Source organism: Rosettibacter firmus, from assembly GCF_036860695.1.
GTDB classification, from domain to species: Bacteria; Bacteroidota; Ignavibacteria; order Ignavibacteriales; family Melioribacteraceae; genus Rosettibacter; species Rosettibacter firmus.
Window position 1 is genome coordinate 34,799 of sequence record NZ_JAYKGJ010000004.1, and the last position, 20,540, is coordinate 55,338.

The following is a 20,540-nucleotide window of genomic DNA, read 5'->3' on the forward strand; positions in this document are numbered from 1 at the left end:
TATTAATTTTTATCCATTTTCTCCTGCAATACGAGCAATTTGTAAAAGATAAAATCTTAGTAACTCCTGATTTTTCGTGCTTAATGGTTGATCTTCAATTTTGATAATAGATTCAACTTCTTTTAGTGCACGAATTATATTAATTGGTACTTCTGTTAAACCTTGAGATATTATTGAAAGATATTCAAAAGCAGCTGTTAAAAATTGCTGCATATTATCATCAAATGATGCTTTAGTTAGTAACTTGGGAGATATTTTTATCTTCTGTGGATTAAACAATATTTCTTTTACAGGAACATTTGCCTGAAGTGAATTCAATGCTATAGCTAATTCAACAAAACTCTCTACTCTCTGGTAGATTGGCTCTTCAAGAAATTCCCATATTTTTGCTCTCCACTCTGAAATTTTTACTGGAATTAGAAGTAATCTTTCGACTTCTTTTACCCATTTAGCATCAACTTTTCCACTTATTTGACTCAATAATTTTTCAATATCTGTATTAAAAAGTTCTGGTTGTAATAATACTGCTACATCAGGTCTGAGTGTTGGTAGTAAATCAGGAATAAATTTATTTTCATCAAAAAACTCTGTAACATTCAAACCATGTCTTCTTAACAATTCTTTCTGGAAAAAGTATAAATATTTATTGAGAGAATCCATATCTTCTCTTAAAGCAATAAGTGCACTATTACCCGCTGGAAAAGCTTTTTCGAGTTTGTTAAGATAAATTAAATCGATATCCTGATAGATTCTTAATGTATGAAGAATTTCATAAACTGGTAAATTTGGAAGAATTCTATCTGAAATTAAAGATTCAGTTTCTCCTTCTGGAAATTCTTTTTGAGAAAAATTATTTAATGCTCGGAATAATCCTGTTGTTAATTGATTAATCCCGAGTATCATTGTTTGAGATTGATTATGAGCTATTGCTCTTAATAAACTTCCATAGCGACTTAATGGAATTGTACCAGCAATTCTTTCAAGTATTTTTTGACCAATTAATTCTCCAGCATTTTGTCCTGGTCTTACTGTTGGTCTATCTCTTAAAGCAGGAATTGTTCTTCCAATAAAATAAGAAATAATATGAATGCCAACTACATCTTCTTCTCTACCATATAAAATTTGTCTAAAGTTCTCGGTATAAATATTAAGAAATACATCATAAATAGAATCTTTTTTCCCGATTGTTAATCTTTCTAATTCCTGTAAACCCCTTGTTTTGTATTGTAATCTGGTTTCTGAGAGTGGTTCACCAGCTCTTAAAATTTCTTCTCTATAAAATTTCTGAGTTTCTTTTACGTGATAAATTAACTGAGCAAAATTATGTACTGGAAGATATCGTACTTTTTCTGATATATTACTTTGAAATGTTAATAAATCCTTACAGGAGTAAACACCCATTAATGGAGTCGAAGCATACTCAGTACTTCTTTTGGTTGATGCTTCAAGATATTTTGAAAATCTTTTATTAGCATCTTCAGATTCAACAAATAATGGTTTTCCTACTTCCTGTGAATAATATCCACCCTGTCTTTGCATTGGTTCACCACTTCCCATTTTCATTCTAACTTTACCTATCAAGTTGTGAGAAGCAAGCCATTTCATCAGTTCAAATTTTGCTGTTTTGTAGAGATACATACTGTTTGGTTGTCCAACCTGTTGACTTAGATCTGAACCAGCAACAAAGATTTCAGTAATAATTTCTGCAAAACGTTCGTGTGTTTCCTGATTCATTCTTCTACTTTGAAGTGAATATTCCCAGACTTTATTTAAATAATTCTCAAGATTTTTTACCGATTCCAAATCTTCAAACAATGGAACTATCCATATGTTAGGTATTTCTATATTATTATTTTCTCTAAGTATCTGTTCTCTTTTAGAATATAATTTACGATCCAGAGATATTAATGCTTCTGGTTTTGTTGTCATACTTACCTGAATAGCCAATACCATTCCAGGATTTCCGTATCTTCCTGATATTTCATTTATTTCGTTTATATTATGAACTGTAGTATCTATTGCAAATTGATCCTGTGCAGTTATTAATTTCTGATGAATTCTGGGAGTTACAACAAATCTCTTTAATAGATCTCGGTACATTCCAGCTTCTAAGAAGAATTCTTTATTTTTAATATTTCTTTGAATAATTGGTATTAATGAATACAAAGTTTTTCTTAATTGTTTATTCAAAGCAAAATAATGTTCGAGTGTTTCTCTTCGTCTATGACGTAGTTCTAACATTTTTCTTTCGAGACGGTCGTTATGACGCCACATTTTAGTAAGTGGATCTTCAGCAAGATGTAATTTAATTCCAAGTTTTCTTAATCCACTCATCTCGATATTAAAAGGCAGTGTTCCCCTGTATCTTTTTTCCAGTTGATGAGTAAGCAATGTGATTTGATTTAATAGATCAGCAAACTTTTTATTGCTTTGTGGTAATTTTTTAATCTCTTCAACTAAATAGCTATCAATATTAATTGTTCTGTCAATATTTAAAATCATTTCAAGAATTTTTGCCTGTCTTACAACATTTTCCATTAAAATAGCAGAAACAAGACTGTGTCCCTGACCCGAAGGTCTATTACTACCATCCCAATCACCCCAGAACGATAAGAACACTTCAAAAGGTGAATCTGTATGAAGAGCCATATAATTTTCTACTGCCAATAAAGAATTTAAATCAAGGATTAATTCCTGTGGTTCTTCACTCGAAATAATTGGTACATTCTGACCAAAATATTCTTTAACAATTTCACTTTTTAATTTTTCAAATAATTCTGAACTGATATTGTGATTTTTTATTAAAGCATCAATTAATTTCTCGAATAGTTGTTCTGTTTTAATAGAATACATTTGTGTAGGATGAACAGTTCTATCATACAATCGTTTTTGAAAAGCTTCTTTTCTTCTCTGCAAATCATCCTTGTAAAATTCTCTTTCTAAAATTTCTGTTATATTTTTTCCGTCGTGTGCAAAAGAGAAATTAATAAATTCATTAATTATGGTTGCTCTATCTTCATATCTTTTTCTAAACAATGAAAGTCGTTCAGGTAAATATTCTTTAAGGAAATATTTATAATTTTTTTCAATATCAATTTCTTTGTTCAAATATTTTACAGTATCATAAAAATATGTTTTAATATTATTCTTAATCTCTTTTTCTATGGAATCCCATTTTTGTAAATCATAAGTAGTATCTATTATTTTTTTAACTCCAAGCGGAATTACATTAAATTCTCTTTTGTTATAATTAGAAGCTTCTTCGTCAATGAGTCTATTTAAATCAATCAAAACTCTTCGTGTTTTTTTCAATAAATTTTCTGCAGTATCTGTACCACCCAGAGTTAATCGGAATGTTTTTCTTCCTGCATCAAAACCTTTTTCGGTTCTGGCAAAAGTTGAGAGTGGAACTACACCTATTCCCTGTCTTGCTAATCCAGAAGACAACCAATCCAGAGAAAGTCCAGCAGGTAATTTTTCAATTATCATTTGTGGATACATACTTCCAGAAGGGGGAGTAATTGAAATTTTATATTTGTTTCTTACTTCAGGTAAATTTTCTACAGCGTCTAATAAGGCTTTACTTCTTTCTTTGAAAATTTTATTTCTTAATCGATAATATGAATCAATTATTTCTGCATTATTACGATAAAACAAATAAGATAAAAATATTGCTGCAATGTTTGGTTTTATTGTTGAATTTATTTTTTTCAATCTATTAAAAATTTCTTTATGACGAATTTCTGCTACAGATAATCTTGCACCAGCAAATGAATCTGTTTTAGACATTGAATGGATTGTAATTATATAATCAGCTTGTTTTCTGGTAATATATCCTTCTCTTAAAAGTTCATCACTCAGCTGTCGAATAGTTTTTATTTGTTTAAGATCTTCTGATGGAGTAACGTTTTGATAAGATAAATCATCAATTATCAATATATCATTTTCAAGAAGCCATTTAATAAGATTTTTAATTTTATCTTCATTAAAAATTTTACCTGTAGCATTATGTGGATTATTAATAACTATTGCACCATAACTATTCCATTTATTATCCATTATTAATTTTTCTTTGACAGCATTTTTTATCTTCTCTACATCAATATCATAATCATCTGTAAGAGAAACCACTTCAACTTTTGGGAAACAATGTTCATAAGTCCAGCTTAAATCTGGTATTATAACTTCTTTTATTCCGCAGTGGAAACCAAGTAAACTTAATGCAGTTCGAGATGAGCCACTTATTACCAGACAATTTTCTTTTTGATATTCTGGATGATAATTGAGAAAAGAGCTCAGGTAACTATTGATTAGTTCATTATAAAAATCTTCGGAATTAATGTTTTTAAATAATTCATCAAGTAAATCAAGAGCATTTATATCTATTAATTTATCATAAATATAATCATTAATGTTTTTCAGTTTGAAATTATCATTTAAATTGATTTTATATATGTGTTTTTCAAGAATATTTTCAATTGTTCTACTCTGTCTTAAAATAATTTCTTCTGTTCTTTTTTCTAAGTTTTTAATTTTATCGTAAATAACTCTGAATCCTGTTTCTTTAATAAGTGGTTTTTCATATTCGGCTTCTACAACAATATCATCAAATTTCTCATCGTTATTTAATTCCTGTAGATTTTCTTTTAGGATAAAAGCGAGTAATTCGATTTCTGTTGAAGAAGGAGTTCCCTTTAATTGAAAATGTATTGTTTCTAAAACTTTTATAAAATCTGGATTACCAAGCACAAAATTTAGAGCAATATTTCCAAGATTTTTTGATAGTACTTTTGGTGATATAATTCTAATTACTCTACTCATCATTTTAGCTTCGCGGGCAAGCGATAGATGATTTGGGGCATCGTTTGCTTCTACAAAAAATAGTGGATAATCCAGACTTAATTCACGTAGCTGTCGTCTTGTAGTTTCGTTTGTAATTTCCCCCAATAAAAGAAAATTAGGTTTATCTAAATTCTCTTTTAATTTACTTTCAAGTAATGATATTAAATTTTCTTCATCAGTAAGATTATAAAACCTCAGATTTTCAAATTCATATAAATGTTCAGGTAGATTGATATTATACAAAAAAATATTAGCTGGAAGGTATAATAGATATTCTGATATCGAATGAAAAAATATTCTCAATGTTTCATATATACCGCCAGATGTAATTATTATTTCTCTTTTTCCTGTTTTATCACCAATATCATATGTTAATGGTTCGTGTTGTTTATTGACGAGCCAATCATTAAAGTAATTAATTATAAAGTGTGGATTTGTTCTAACGAAACCACCACGAGGTGAATAAGGTGCACTTTTTTCAATTAAACGCACTAAAAATTCTAATTTTGATTTATCTTTTACATCCCTGCCTAATTTTTCTAATATATTATCAAGATTTTTAATTGATATTACTTCTTCTTTAATATCAATTCCCAGTGCCATTCTAAGATATGCAGAATATAACCTTTCATCCTGAACAGGATTCCCTATATGAAAATTAACTCTATCTTCTGGTGGAACATTTGAAGCAACTGTAGCTTCGCTTATTTCAGAAACTTTAGCAGCTTTTACTGGTTTTAACTGAAAAATATTTATTGAATTTTTTACAGTCATCATTAATCTTCTTTACTCTTCTTTTTTTGGTTTAGTTGTTCATAATTATTCAAATAACTTTGCAGAAATTTCTGGAATAAACCAATCAATTCTCCCCCCTGAGATATTTCATTAGGAGAAAGAGTTACAATAGTTCTTGCATTTTTTAAAGATTGACTTGCTTCTGCCAATCTTGCTGCCTGTGGAGTTAAAATCAGTAACTCAGGATTCTTCTTTAGTATTTCAAGTTCTTCTTTCTCGTAATCAAGTTCCAATCTTTTTCTTTTCAACTCATCCATTACTTTTTTATCAGAAATTTCAGATTCTTTTTCCAGTTCCACTTTTTTCAAATCATATTTTTTAAGTTCAAGTTCATTTTCCATAATTGCAATTTCTTCATCAGCTTTTAATTTTGCTTTGGCTGCCGAAATTCTTGCTTTTTGATTCAACAATTCTGTTTGTTCAAAAATTCTTGCGGATTCCTGTTGTTTAATTGCATCTGCAATTTTAGAATCTACAATTTCTATTGATTGGATTGAAATGGAAATAATATCCAGACCAAAAGTTTCTTTGCTAATATTTACCTTACTCATTAAGTGATTATAAATTTTTTCTGATGTCAATTCTTCTATTCCAAATCTTTCGGTAAACTCTCTTACAAAGCTATGAATCAAAGTTTCTAATTCTTTTGTTGCTTTTTGTACAGCAGACTTATTCCATCCACCTGTTTTAATCAAAGAATTAATATTTTCCTGTGATAGTGTAACCGCAATTGATAATTTAACTTTAATATCTAAACTACCTTTTGCAGTTGCATCTATATTTAATTGAGATGAATAAATTGTCCTTGGTAAAACTAAACTGAAATGACGAGGATAAAATCTCCCTTTACGAAATATTATTTTACCTTCTTTTTCTGCGAGAACTAATTCATCTGGCTTTCTAATTCTCAGCTCGTATGATAAAAGCAAAATTAATATCAGTACTATTATCAATACAACTAATATCATATTTTTTCTCCTGTTATTTATTATTTGTTTTTAATTTATAATCACTATTTGATATAATAAGTTCGAATGGATAAGAGTATAAATGAAGAAATGTAACTAAAACTTATAAACAATGTAATATTTTTTTTATAATTATGTAAGGTTTTACTAATATTTTTTATCGAATAACTTGCATATCTTTTCTAAAGTGCTTGTTTTATTAAATAGTTTCCATCTCCTTGTATTTATAGCTATAGTAAACCAATAATATTTTAGATTTGTTCATTAGTTATTATCATTATTCCTTTAAAATAATTTATTAAATTTAGTTTGTAAATATTATAATTCAATTTATGGACGAAAAAGAAATTCCAAATATTTTTGATGACAGTCAACCTGATTATGATAGAAAAAACTTTAAAGCCATCGAAAGGTCAAGAAGTGATTATATTATATCAGGATTGTGTGCTGGTCTGGGCAAATATTTTAATATTGATGCATCATATATTAGATTGTTTGGCATATTGAGTTTATTAATAGGTTTCCTTCCTGTTTATTTTTATTTAATTGCCACTTTAATATTTCCCCCTGAAACTTCAAAGCAAACCATTAGTGATGAAGATAAACTTAGAATAAACAAAAAAAATTCTTATACACTACTTGGTGGAACATTAATGTATATAAGTTTAGTATGGCTATTGATCAGTACTGGAATAATGAAAAAGGAAGAATTACTTTATTTCGATTCTATACTGAAGAATTTGACTTTATTAGTTTTTGGCGTTTACTTAATTTCAAAAAATTTTCACGAAAGTGTTTATAATAATAGATCCATTGCTTCTAATGAAAAAAGAATAATTCTGGGAGTATGCAATACTTTAAGTAATTATCTGAAAATTGATGTAATAATTATTAGAGGATTCTTTATAGTAGGCAGTTTGATTAGCACAGGTATTCTAATATTATTATACTTATTTCTCTACCTGATTTTAAAATCCAGAAAGGTCATTATTAATGAAACTCAATTATAAAATTTTGACAGGCATATCATTAGCAACTTATGGAATTTTATCCCTATTAAGTAATGGAATAATAAACTTACACAATAAAGTGATAATTGGTATTACACTTATTATTTATGCCCTGCCTTCAATCTATATCTCATTAAATTTAAGTAAAAGAAATATGATTGTGGTTTCATCAATAGCCTTTTTTGTGGGAATTATTTTTCTGCTTGATAACTCTTATAAAATTTATTCCCAGACAACTTTAATTTTCCTTTTAACATTTATTGTTGGTTCAATATTTTTCCTATTATTTATAGACAATCCAGAAGAAAAATATTTACTGATTACAAGTATCTTTTTATTTATAATTTCTTATCCTGCTGTAAAATTGTTTGAATATATTAATGATAGTTTATTCTTTTATTATTACAATAGAATAGAAAATATTATCTCGCCTGTGATATTACTTTTAATAGCTGTTAATATTTTTATAAAAAGGAATGATTGATTATTTAGACTTACCAGTTTGAGGAAAATTACCAATAAGATAATTTTGTGCTGAGGGAGTTGGTGAACCTGTACTGGATTCAATAGTAACTTTTAAAAATTCTATATTTTCCTTAGGTATAAATGGGAATGAGTTTATATGTATATATTCATTACTGCCTGGATTATAAACTCCCATTGAATAAGAAATTCCTTTGCTTACTGCCCACAATTGATATGCTTGATTTGGAGGAAGTGGTTTAACATTTTTAAATTGTATTAATCCTTCTCGAACATCAAATGAAAGAAATACTCTCGCCATTGCTTTATCATTTGGATCAACACTATTCAAGTTTACGATTATTACATCTTTGTAATTAAAAAATTCTATAAATGAAAGATAATTGTTTATAAAATTATTTGTCCTGCTAAGTTCACCTCTAAACAAAGTGATATCATGATTTAATTCTTCAATTTGCCTATTTAACGATTCAATGGAAGTAAAAGAATAATAACTTAGAATTGAAAACAAAACTATTGTAATCAATAAAGCAATCCAGCCTATAATACTACCAGATTTCTCTTTTACATGCGGTAATGTTTGTTGAGGTGTAATATATTGAAGTGGTTTTTCTGGAATAACCGAGCCATTAATTTTTGCTTGTTTTTCTTTCTCTTTTTCTTCTTCTTTAACTATTGTAGACTTTGTAAGATTTGACAATTGAAAAGTTGGCTTTTGTGGTTTTTCTGCATAGTTATTAAATGTTTTGCCCATCAAAGTTTTTCTTCGTTCTTCTCGTATTCTTGTTTTAATTTCATCCTGCAGGCTAATTAATTTTTTTGCAACTTCATCTTTAAGTGATTCCTTTGGAGTTTCTATCTCCAGAATTGTAGGTATGAGTGATACAATATTTTGCAATTCACCCAGTGCACCTTCAGGGAGTTCGCCACCATTATCAACATAATCTTTAAACTGTATAAAATTTTCTTTATCCATACAGCCAATTGCAAAAGCTGCAATCATTTCATGTACAGCAGTATCAGACATCGATTTACTCCTTTGTCAAATTATCTCTAAAGCTGTGAAGTGCATTCATAACTTTACTTCTAACAGTTTCAACAGGTACATTTAATTTATCTGCAATTTCATCAATAGTATATCCTTCATAATAGGCTAAATGAAGAACATATTTTTGTGTATCTGTTAATTTGGATAAAGCTCTTTCTACTTTGGGCTGCAAACTCATTGCTGTATTTAAATCGAGGCTATCCATATCTGGTAAAAATGTTGGAATTATAAAATAATCTTCATAATCATCATCATAAACTTGAGATGCAGAAAGTGAATTTCTACTTCTTCGCAAAGTATCAACAGCTTTATTTCGTGCAAGTGTTACAAGCCAGCTATAAACATTCCCATGTCTAAAATCAAATTTGCTTGTTTTACGCCAGACAATAACAAAAACATCAACCAGAACTTTTTCAGCCGTTGATTCATCCATCACAATTTTTTTAATGATTGTGTATAAGAGTGGTGAATATCTATCGTACAATTCTTCGAGAGCACGTGATTCAAAATTTGCTATCTGTTGCATTAATTCTAAATCTGTTAGCTCAGTGAACTTGCCCATGTAATTCCTTCTGGAATATTATTATCAAAACTAAAATTACTTATGCAAAATTACAATAAATTTATTGAAAACTTTTATGATATAATTACAAACTAAACCAGTATTTTTCATATACCAAAACCAGAGGTAAAGCTATTGACGTCCAAAAATGCTAATCTTTCTTTTTATTATATTTGTTAACATTATTTAATTAAATTATAGTTAATATGACATCCAGCGAAATAAGACAACAATTTTTAGATTTCTTTGCATCTAAAGGTCATAAAATAGTACCAAGTGCTCCTGTTGTTCCTCAGGGAGATCCTACTTTACTTTTTACTAATGCAGGAATGAATCAATTCAAGGATGTATTTTTAGGCATTGGAACACGCGATTATAAAAGAGCTGCTGATACACAAAAGTGCATTCGTGTTTCAGGAAAACATAATGACCTTGAAGAAGTTGGACACGATACTTATCACCATACATTTTTTGAGATGCTTGGAAACTGGTCTTTTGGAGATTATTATAAACGAGAAGCAATCCAGTGGGCATGGGAATTATTAACTGAAGTCTGGAAACTTCCAAAAGAAAGACTATGGGCAACTGTTTTTAGAACTGACGATGAAGCATACAATTTATGGAAAGAAGTAACAGATATAAATCCAGACCACATTTTAAGATTTGACGAAAAAGATAATTTCTGGGAAATGGGTGAAACCGGTCCATGTGGTCCCTGCTCAGAAATTCATATCAACTTAAGTGATGATTATAACAATCCTAAATGGGTTAACGCAGGTAAACCTGAATGCATAGAAATATGGAATCTTGTTTTCATTCAATATAATCGTGATGAAAATGGCAAATTACACGAATTGCCTTCCAAACATGTTGATACAGGTATGGGATTCGAAAGAATAACAGCTGTGCTTCAGGGCAAAAAATCAAATTATGACACAGATATTTTTACCCCAATAATAAATTCAATTGAAAAACTCTCGGGTCTAAAATATGATTACAATCTTCCTGCAGAGGACAAATCAATTAATGGACTTAATAATGTAGCAATGAGAGTTATTGCTGATCATATCAGAACTTTAACATTTGCTATTGCAGATGGAGCAACACCAAGTAATGATGGTCGCGGATATGTTTTAAGAAGAATTTTAAGAAGAGCTGCTCGTTATGGAAGGAAGTTGAACTTGAAAGAACCATTTTTATATAAGCTTGTTGATGTTGTCGCCAATCAATTTATTAATGTTTTCCCAGAAGTAAAAGAAAATCAATCAAAAATTGAAAAAGTAATTAAAGCAGAAGAGGAAAGCTTTAATATTACTCTCGATAGAGGAATTGAACTTTTTGAAAATCTGATAGATAAGCTTAAAAAGAAAAATGAAAAAGTTATACCCGGTAACGAAGTCTTCAAACTTTATGATACTTATGGTTTTCCTGTTGACCTAACAAATGTTATGGCAAGAGAAAATGGTTTTACAATTGATGAGAATGGCTTCAATAAATTAATGGAAGAACAGAAACAACGTGCACGAAAATCTACAAAAGAAAAACTTTCTTCTGTTAATATTATAATAAATTCAACAGACGATTTTCAAATATCATCAAATAATCCCACAGAATTTACAGGTTACGATGAATTAAAAACCAATGCTACAATTATTGGAATTAAAAATGAAAATGAAAAATCATTTATTATTCTGGATAAATCTCCATTTTATGTTGAATCAGGTGGTCAGGTTAGTGATACAGGTAATATAACAATCAACGATACACATCTACCAGTTATAAATCTCACAAAAATTAATAACCAAATTATTCATATCACAGAAAATGAATCTAATATTAAACTAAGTGTTGGCGACAAAGTAATTGCTACAGTTGATGAAAAAAGAAGATGGGATATTATGCGTAATCACTCTGCGACTCATTTTCTACATAAAGCATTACGAGAAATTTTAGGAACACATGTTCAACAATCAGGATCGTATGTTGGTCCGGATAGATTACGATTCGATTTCAGCCACTTCCAGAAATTAACAGAATCTGAACTCGAAGCAATTGAATCATTAATTAATGAAAAGCTAAGAGAAAATTTACCTCTCATACATTATCGCAACATTCCATTTGACGAAGCCAAAAATATGGGTGCGTTAATGTTTTTTGGTGATAAATATGGCGATAAAGTTAATGTAGTTCAGTTTGGTAATTATACAATGGAATTTTGCGGTGGAACTCATGTAAAGAACAGTTCACAGATAGGTCTACTAAAAATTATAAGTGAATCTTCCATTGCAAGTGGAATTAGAAGAATTGAAGCAGTTACTGGAGCTGGTGTAGAAAAATTCATAAAAGAACTCGAATCAAAAATTATTAAAAATGAAGAGCTATACGAAAAAGTGCTTGATGAAAAAAAGAAACTCGAAAAGGAATTAAGTGAACTAAAACTAAAAGAAAAATTAACACTCATCGATACAATAATTAAAAATCCCAATGATGTAAATGGAATAAAAATTTACAAAGGAAAAGTAATTGCAGAAAATATGGATGAACTAAAATCAATGGGAGATGAATTAAGAAATAAAATTAAAAGTGGAATCGGATTATTAATCTCTGAAATAGACAAAAAAGTAGGAATAGTATGTGTTGTATCAGATGATTTGATTAAGGATAAAAAATTCTCGGCTGGAAAGATAGTGGGAGAAGTTGCAAAAATTATTGGCGGGGGTGGCGGCGGTAGACCTCATTTAGCCACTGCTGGCGGAAAAGAGATAAATAAAATAAACGATGCTCTAAATTCTATTGAAAAAATTATTTCACAAATATAATTTTTATATCAAATACTCATTTATACATTATTGCACTCAACGATTTTAACTGCTATTTTTTTTATATTGTTCAAGTACAATTAAAATTGCTTATTATGAAAGATTATAAAATATTAATTGCCGACGACGATGAAACATTATGCTACCTTCTAAAAGAAGAACTTGTTAATGAAGGTTACAATGTTGATGTAGTATATGATGGTAAAGATGCAATTGAAAACCTCAAGAAAAAGCAATATGATGTTCTATTACTTGATCTTGAAATGCGTGAAGTTCATGGCGAAAAAGTTTTAAATTATGTTAACGATAATCATCCTTCCACACAGGTAATTGTTCTTACTGCAAAATCTGACATACGAACAGCAATTGATTGTATCAAACAGGGAGCTTACGATTTTATCACCAAACCATATGAATTCGGTCAATTATGTGTTACAATAGAAAGAGCAATTGAACATAAAAATTTAATTCTTCGTAATAAAATTCTTTCTTCAAAAGTTCAGGCATTTCAAACCAATATTATTGGCGAAAGTGATAGTATAAAAGAAGTAATTCGACTTGCAGAAAGAGCAGCCAAATCCGATTCAAACATTTTACTCGAAGGAGAAACCGGTACAGGAAAAGAATTATTTGCCGAGTTTATACATAAAAACTCAAATAGAGCTGATAAACCTTTTGTTGCAATTAATTGTGCATCGTTACCAGATCAATTAATAGAAAGTGAACTGTTTGGTTATGAAAAAGGGGCTTTTACAGATGCTAAAACTTCCAAACAGGGATTGGTTGAAATTGCAAACGGCGGCACATTGTTTTTAGATGAAATTGGTGAACTGAGTTTAACTCTTCAACCAAAATTACTCCGTTTTCTCGAAAATGGTGAATTCAGAAGAATTGGTGGAATTACTAATTTGAGTTCTTCTGTAAGAGTTATTGGAGCAACAAACAAAAATTTAATGGAAGAAGCTGAAAAGAAAAATTTTAGACGGGATCTTCTTTTCAGATTAAATGTAATCACTCTGAAAATTCCTCCTTTAAGAGAAAGACAGAATGATGTATTACTTTTAGCTGAATACTTCTTACAAAAAAAATCTCCAATACGAGCCACAAAAAAATTATCGGAAGAAGCTAAAAAGGAATTAATGAGATACAATTTTCCTGGAAATGTAAGAGAACTTGAACATATGATAGAAAGAGCCATTATTTTTTCTGATGGCGATATTATCTATCCACGCGACCTTAATATTCCCAAAGATGATTTTGACTTTACCAACTTTGTTAAAGATGATGGAACTATTATGACACTCGAAGAAGTAGAAAAAATTCACATTAAAAAAGCACTCGATGCTTTCAAATGGAATCGCGAAAATACTGCTCGTGCTTTAGGTATAAGTCAAAAAACTCTTTATTCAAAAATTATCAAGTATAAATTGAAATAAAATGCAAACAGAAAATAAAAGTTTGCTAATAAATCATCTTGCTCACGATATAAATAATATTTTAACACGCATCTTAAACAGTGTTGAACTTCTCAAAAAGAAAATTTCTAATTATAACGAAGTAAGTGCTTTATTGAATAATATTGAAAATGGTACTCATATAATTTCGGAATTAATTGAAGATACTGTATGGGAATCGAAGAATAAAACTCCAAGAAAAAAACGAATTAATCTAAATACTCTTATTAACGATCTTGTTAATTCATTCATTGTTCATTTAAAAGATAGAATAAATTTTATCTTAAAACTTGATCAAAACCTTTATCCAATTGAAGGAAAATATATAGACTTCTATAGAGTTCTTCTCAATCTTATTACCAATGCAGTTGAATCAATAAAAGAAACTGGAACTATTACTATTTCTACAACAAACTTAGAATCAAAATTTATAAATGAAGACGAGCTGAAACTTTTTAATAATCAATCATTTATACAAATTAAAATTGCAGATTCTGGGACAGGCATTGAATCATCTGTTATCCCTTTTATTTTTGATGAGAACTTTTCTACAAAAGGTAAATCGAAAAATCGTGGTTTTGGTTTAACCATAGTTAATAATATTATTAAAAATTATAATGGCTCAATAAAACTTAAAAGTGAAATTAATAAAGGAACAGAATTCTGTATTACTTTACCAGCAATAAAAATCAAAACTCTAAAAAACAATAAAGAGAAAAAAACAATTCTGATTGCAGAAGATGAAATTATTCTTCAAGAATTATTAACCGAATTATTAGAATCTTATAATTATGATGTAATTACAGTCTCTAATGGAAATGAAGTTATTACTCAATTAAATTCCAGAACAATTCCCGATATTCTAATTATTGATCAGAATATGCCCGATATGGATGGAATTCTATGCATAAAGAAAGTTAAAGAACTATATCAAGATCTTCCTGTAATTTTAGCAACAGGTTCACAAAGTAATTTTATGGATGATCCCGAATTAAATCAAATTATAAATCGCATCATTACTAAGCCTTACAACATTGAAGAACTTGTTTCAATAATCAAAGAACTGCTGGATTAATTTTAAATAATGAATAAAATACTATTGCCAGGAACAAAATATCAGCTAAAATTTTTATTTGAAAATCTCAAAGATTCACCAGAAAATATTCTTGTAATTGGTGCAGCGAGTGAAATTATTGCCAGTGAAATTTCGAACAAATACAAAGTAAAAATAAATTTAATAGTTGATGATTACGAATCATTCATAAATTCTCGCATTTCACTGGGAAACAATGATAATGTGAATATTATTTTGATGGATTATGAAACTACAGATTTTAATAATGACCAGTTTGATTTGATTTATGCTCAAGCATCAATATCACTAACTAATAGAAATAAAATCATTAAAGAAATTAAACGAGTATTAAAACCACGTGGTTATTTTTGTGTGGGAGAATTAGTCTCTCTGAAAAAAGAAACTCCTAAATTTATGCAAGACATTTATGAAGCATCAAATTTATTACCATTATACATCGAAGATATAAACAAATATTACAGCGAGAGAAATTTCCAGGTTTTAAAAACTCTTGATTTATCAAACACATTAAAAGAATATTACCTGACTACTTTAGATAAATTGAAAACTGAAAAAGAAAAATTAGACGAAAAAGAGAAAGCTTATTATAAAAAATTATTAAATAGATTCAGTCACGAATCAAATGCATATTTGAAATTAGGCGGAAATAAATATCTTGGTTTTGTTTCATTATTACTACAAAAAGGTGAAGCTTGAAAAAGGGAGATTTAATAGAACTTGAAATAACAGATTACGCTTTTGAAGGCAAAGGCATTGCTAAAATAGTAAAAGAAATTCATTCTCAAACTGAAGATAATCCCAAAAAATTTGTGATATTTATTGACAGCTCGTACCCTGGCGATAAAATAATCGCACAATTAAATAAAATTAAAAAATCTTACGCCGAAGGGAAAATAAAAGAAATTATTTCAAAATCTCCTTATAGAGTAAATCCAGAATGTAAATATTTTGGTGTTTGTGGTGGATGCAAACAACAGGATCTCGATTATAAAATGCAATTAAAATATAAAGAAGAACAGGTAAAAGATATTTTTGAAAGATTAGGTGGATTCTCCAATTTTGAAATTAATCCTATAATTCCTTCTGATAAAATATTTTTCTATAGAAATAAAATGGAGTTCTCTTTTGCAAATAAAAGATGGCTCACAGAAAACGAAATATCAACTATGCAGGAATTAAAAGATAAAAATTTTGCTCTCGGATTACACATTCCAAACTATTTTGATAAAGTTCTTGATATTGACGAATGCTTATTACAATCACAATTAAGCAATAATATATTGAATTTAACAAGGGATTTCTTTAAAAATAAAAACGCCACAATTTATTCAACTTACACTCACACTGGATATTTGAGAAATTTAATAATCAGACAATCTACTCATACAAATGATGTTATGGTAAACCTTGTAACATCTGAAGAGAATGATGAATTAATGCTTGAATACAAAAATGAATTACTAATGTCATTTCCAGAAATAACAACGATAGTTAATAATATAAACATAAAAAAATCTCAGGTTGCAACTGGCGATTACGAAATTGTTTATTATGGTTCTGGTTTCATCTACGATTATATAGGAGATTACAAATTTAGAATAAGTGCTAATTCATTCTTTCAAACAAATACAACACAAGCTGAAAAACTCTACAACGTTGCACTGGATTTTGCTTCGTTTAGTGGAAATGAAATTGTGTACGATTTATTTTCAGGTGCGGGCACAATTCCAGTATTCATTTCAAAGTATGTTAAAGAAGTTTTTGGATTTGAAAGTGTTGCTTCTGCAATAAACGATGCTCACGTAAATATTGAATTAAATAATATTACAAATTTTAAACCACTTCTTGTGGATCTTAATAAATCTTTCATCCCTTTAATTAAACAACAAAATTTACCTTCTCCAGATGTTATAATAATTGATCCACCTCGAAGTGGAATGAATCCCAAAACTATTAATGATATTCTGAAATTAAAACCAGATAAAATAATTTATATAAGTTGTAATCCTGCAACACAGGCAAGAGATTTGAAGTTACTTTGTGAGAATACATATAAATTAACAAGAATACAACCTGTGGATATGTTCCCTCACACTTATCATATTGAAAATGTGGCTCTAATAGAAAAAACAAATTAATTCTATTAACGAGTTTAATATGAAAGAAATTAAGGAAAAAATTGAATATATATTCAGAAATTCCAGCTCACCCGATGAATTATTTGATGCATTTACCGAAGCTATTAGATTCAGAATAAATGACATTGAAGTTTATAAAATCTTACTTGCTAACCCAGTATTATCTTTAGACGAAATTAAAATGTATGCAGAAAAACTTATAAGAGAATTTAATGATCAACAATTTCAAATCAGCATGTGGACAGCAAAAGTATTCGAAAATTTACAGAGTAATTTTGATTATCTTGAAAGTGCATTACATTATTACACAAAAGCTATTCAACATAAACCAGAATCATATGAACCATTTTTAGGAATGATTAAACTGTATAATTTTGAAATTGAACTTCCAACAAATAAAAAAATACTCCAGATAATCGAAGATAACTTAGAACCTGTTAAAATAAAAAGTAAGATATATTTTGCTCTTTCAAATTTATACAGACGATTAGGCGATAAACAAAAAGAAGCAAAATATGCAGCACTTGGCGAGAAAGCTATGGAATCTGAAATGAATGAAGATTGGTAGTTTAGCTTAAAGAAATAAAATCAATACTTCCGTTCAACAATTTAGAAAATCATTTTTAATAATAATACCCAATTGTGAAATAGAAAAAAGTATCGCCCCACACAATAGTTTTTTTAGGAAATGTGTTTTTAATATTAAAACTTTTCCCGAAGGAAAAATCTGCTGGTCCAACTGGAGTTTGAAATGAAATTGTTCCACCAATACCGTGTCGTAAATCTTTAAATCTAATTTCTTCTTTTTGAGACCAGATTGAACCAAGATCATATCTCATACTTAAATAAGTTGTAAAAAATAATTTTACTGGCAATTTATATCTATATCCAAATGATGTAAGAAAAATTTGTCTTCCACGATATTCATATTCTCTCATACCAAAAAATGAATTCTGTCCACCAAGAGAAAACTGTTGACTGAGTGGTAAAGTTTTATCGCCAAAACCAAGAACTGTTCTGAAAATAAATGTATGATCTTTAATTACGCTAAAAGTATTTTTATAATCAAAATAAAATTTTGAATAACCAATATCGCCACCAAGTGCAGTTTGTGCAGTTTCATAAAATGTTTTAACCAGAAAACCTTCGGTGGGAAATGGATAATCATTTTGCGAATCAATCGATAATGTAAATCTAAGACCAGATATAATTGATTTATAAGCCTGAGTTACAGAACCAGATTTATTTTTAATTTGATCCTGCTGAAATCTTGCTTCTATTAAAAGATTACCAAATCTTTTAACCTGAGCACCTATACCAAACGATCCACCATAAAATATTTGTCTATATTCACCAGCTTTATTTCTTACAATTCTATTAAAAGCAGCATTATCATCATTATAAACATTAACATCATTAAATTCATAAAATGCACGAACTTTATAAGTCAAATAAGTATCAAAAACTCTATTGGCTTTGTGTTCAAAAATATATGAACGAGTCCTAATGCCTGCAGAAATTATTGCCCCCATTTCAGTTCCAGTGCCATTAAAATTTTCATCACGAATATCAACAGAAGCCTGTGAATAATTTTCATTATCTATTTTGAATCCAAAACGCACTATGCTTGATGGTTTTTCAATTAACCGAATACGAATATTATTTTTTTCTTCACTGTTTTCATTTAATAATTCTACCTGTTCAAATAAGTTCGTACCACGAAGATTCGATAGACCTGCTTTTGCTACATCATATTTAAAGTAATCGCCTTTCTTTAAAGAAAATTCACGTGTTATAATTCTCTCATTAGTTTTATCATTCCCTTCCACAATAAGTGTATCAATTTTCCCTTCATTAATTTTAATAAGAAGTTTATGAGATTCTTCTATAAATTCCACTTTTTCTATACTCGCAAGTGAGTAACCCATCGAACGATAAAGTTGTAATATTTTTAATAATGTATTGAATACTGAATCTGGATTAAAAGATTTACCCAAAAGTGGATTTAATATATCCGTGAAATTCTGTGCAGTTAATATTGAATCTCCACTCAATTCATAGTTTTCAATTACAGGATAAGGAATAGTAAATAACTCGACTAATGTTTTATTGTCATCTTTAGTGATTAACCAGAATAGATCTTTGTAATTTCTGATTCGCTGGATTAAATAAAGTTTATATAAAAGATCTTTATTGCTAATAATTAAATATTGTTTAGCTCCAATAATCGAATCTAATGATGCATCATTAGTATTAATAAAAACATCTGTAAAATACTCTTCCTTTATTTTTAATTTTTCCTTAAATCTTTTTTCAAATTCTCTTTCAATTTTACCAATGACATTTTTTGTAGCATTGTACCCTTCATTAATCAACTCACTTAGCTTACTGAAATCTGTATTTTTTCTTCCTTTCAAATCTGGTTGTATTACAAAATCCGATGATTCAAGTTGTTGTTCGTTTAATATTTGCATTGGGATACTGATTAATTGATCAGCAATTACCCAAGGATAATTCAATTCACTTTCTTTATAAAGGGGACTCACAGTATTTACAGTTACAACGATATCAGCTCCAAGTCTGCGTGTTTCTTTAGCTGGGATATTTGCTACTAAGCCACCATCCACAAGATTAAAATTCCCTTTTTTAACAGGTGGAAGAAGAAGTGTTACACTTGAACTTGCTTGCATTGCCAGTCCAAGAGGTGGTTCATCAAGAATAATTTCTTTTCCAGAGACTAAATCTGTAGCAATTGCTCTGAACTTATAAAGTAGTTCATCAAAATTTTTATGAGGTTTAACCGGAGCATTTAAAGCAAGAAGATTTAAATAATTTGCACCACGTTGACCGGAAATTATTGACTTTGGAATGAGTGGTTTTAATCCCTGGAGTCTGAATGATACTACAGCTTTATCTTGAGTAATTTTTTGATCAATAAATAATTCATTTCTATTAGTTTGTTCAATAGAAAAGAAGTCGCTCCAGTTAGTTGATTTTACAATTGAATCAAGTTCATCAAAACTATAACCTGAAGAATAAAGTCCACCAACTATACTTCCCATACTTGTTCCAACAATAATATCAATTGGAATATTTTTTTCTTCGAGTGCTTTTAGTACCCCAAGCTGAGAAATTGCACGAGCTCCACCACCACTCAATGCAATTCCAATTCTGGGAAGATTTTCTGGTATCTTTTTGGTTAATCCAAATGGTAAATTTTTATCGATAAAATTTAAGCGTAAAGTATCTTTTGACTGTGCAAAAAGAAGTTGTCCACTAATAATTATAATTAAAAAAAACTTATTAAATATATTCACAGCGGTTT

Annotated in this window: 13 protein-coding genes; 8 read left to right on the forward strand and 5 right to left on the reverse strand. The window is 28.9% G+C overall.

What is annotated here, in order from left to right; translation table 11 throughout:
- Positions 1-9: 9 nt before the first annotated feature.
- A complete protein-coding gene (locus VJY38_RS12005; protein ID WP_353680960.1) occupies positions 10-5,619 on the reverse strand; it encodes a pyridoxal phosphate-dependent aminotransferase in 5,610 nt (1,869 codons plus the stop codon).
- Positions 5,619-6,605, reverse strand: a complete 987-nt coding sequence (locus VJY38_RS12010; RefSeq protein WP_353680961.1) for a hypothetical protein — start codon at positions 6,603-6,605, stop codon at positions 5,619-5,621. Before VJY38_RS12010 ends, VJY38_RS12005 begins: the two co-directional genes overlap by 1 nt.
- A gap of 332 nt (positions 6,606-6,937) precedes the next feature.
- On the opposite strand from VJY38_RS12010, the gene VJY38_RS12015 reads away from it, so the two are divergent.
- Together VJY38_RS12015 and VJY38_RS12020 are read left to right on the forward strand one after the other, a co-directional pair.
- The gene (locus tag VJY38_RS12015) at positions 6,938-7,615 is read left to right on the forward strand and encodes a PspC domain-containing protein (protein ID WP_353680962.1); all 678 of its coding nucleotides are present in this window, start codon (positions 6,938-6,940) and stop codon (positions 7,613-7,615) included.
- Positions 7,599-8,099, forward strand: a complete 501-nt coding sequence (locus VJY38_RS12020) for a hypothetical protein (RefSeq protein WP_353680963.1) — start codon at positions 7,599-7,601, stop codon at positions 8,097-8,099. Before VJY38_RS12015 ends, VJY38_RS12020 begins: the two co-directional genes overlap by 17 nt.
- Here the strand turns inward: VJY38_RS12020 and VJY38_RS12025 are convergent, their stop codons facing one another.
- A complete protein-coding gene (locus VJY38_RS12025) occupies positions 8,100-9,125 on the reverse strand; it encodes an anti-sigma factor (RefSeq protein WP_353680964.1) in 1,026 nt (341 codons plus the stop codon).
- Positions 9,126-9,129: 4 nt separating this feature from the next.
- The gene (locus tag VJY38_RS12030; RefSeq protein ID WP_353680965.1) at positions 9,130-9,708 is read right to left on the reverse strand and encodes an RNA polymerase sigma factor; all 579 of its coding nucleotides are present in this window, start codon (positions 9,706-9,708) and stop codon (positions 9,130-9,132) included.
- 206 nt (positions 9,709-9,914) lie between these two features.
- Between VJY38_RS12030 and alaS the strand changes: the two genes are divergently transcribed.
- The 6 genes from alaS (at position 9,915) to VJY38_RS12060 (ending at position 17,783) form a co-directional block, all read left to right on the forward strand.
- Positions 9,915-12,527 carry an alanine--tRNA ligase gene (gene alaS, locus VJY38_RS12035; RefSeq protein WP_353680966.1) on the forward strand — a complete coding sequence of 871 codons (2,613 nt, stop codon included), beginning with the start codon at positions 9,915-9,917 and terminating at the stop codon, positions 12,525-12,527.
- Positions 12,528-12,622: 95 nt separating this feature from the next.
- A complete protein-coding gene (locus VJY38_RS12040) occupies positions 12,623-13,963 on the forward strand; it encodes a sigma-54-dependent transcriptional regulator (protein WP_353680967.1) in 1,341 nt (446 codons plus the stop codon).
- 1 nt (position 13,964) lies between these two features.
- Positions 13,965-15,056, forward strand: coding sequence for an ATP-binding response regulator (locus tag VJY38_RS12045; RefSeq protein WP_353680968.1), 1,092 nt, complete (start codon positions 13,965-13,967; stop codon positions 15,054-15,056).
- Between the two features lie 9 nt (positions 15,057-15,065).
- Positions 15,066-15,773 (forward strand): methyltransferase domain-containing protein, encoded by a 708-nt coding sequence (locus tag VJY38_RS12050; RefSeq protein WP_353680969.1) that lies wholly within the window; start codon positions 15,066-15,068, stop codon positions 15,771-15,773.
- Positions 15,770-17,215: a 23S rRNA (uracil(1939)-C(5))-methyltransferase RlmD gene (gene rlmD / locus VJY38_RS12055; RefSeq protein ID WP_353680970.1), complete on the forward strand. Its 1,446-nt coding sequence runs from the start codon at positions 15,770-15,772 to the stop codon at positions 17,213-17,215. Before VJY38_RS12050 ends, rlmD begins: the two co-directional genes overlap by 4 nt.
- A 19-nt stretch (positions 17,216-17,234) precedes the next feature.
- Positions 17,235-17,783 carry a hypothetical protein gene (locus tag VJY38_RS12060; protein ID WP_353680971.1) on the forward strand — a complete coding sequence of 183 codons (549 nt, stop codon included), beginning with the start codon at positions 17,235-17,237 and terminating at the stop codon, positions 17,781-17,783.
- A gap of 55 nt (positions 17,784-17,838) precedes the next feature.
- Here the strand turns inward: VJY38_RS12060 and VJY38_RS12065 are convergent, their stop codons facing one another.
- The gene (locus tag VJY38_RS12065) at positions 17,839-20,532 is read right to left on the reverse strand and encodes a patatin-like phospholipase family protein (RefSeq protein ID WP_353680972.1); all 2,694 of its coding nucleotides are present in this window, start codon (positions 20,530-20,532) and stop codon (positions 17,839-17,841) included.
- Between the last annotated feature and the right edge of the window lie 8 nt (positions 20,533-20,540).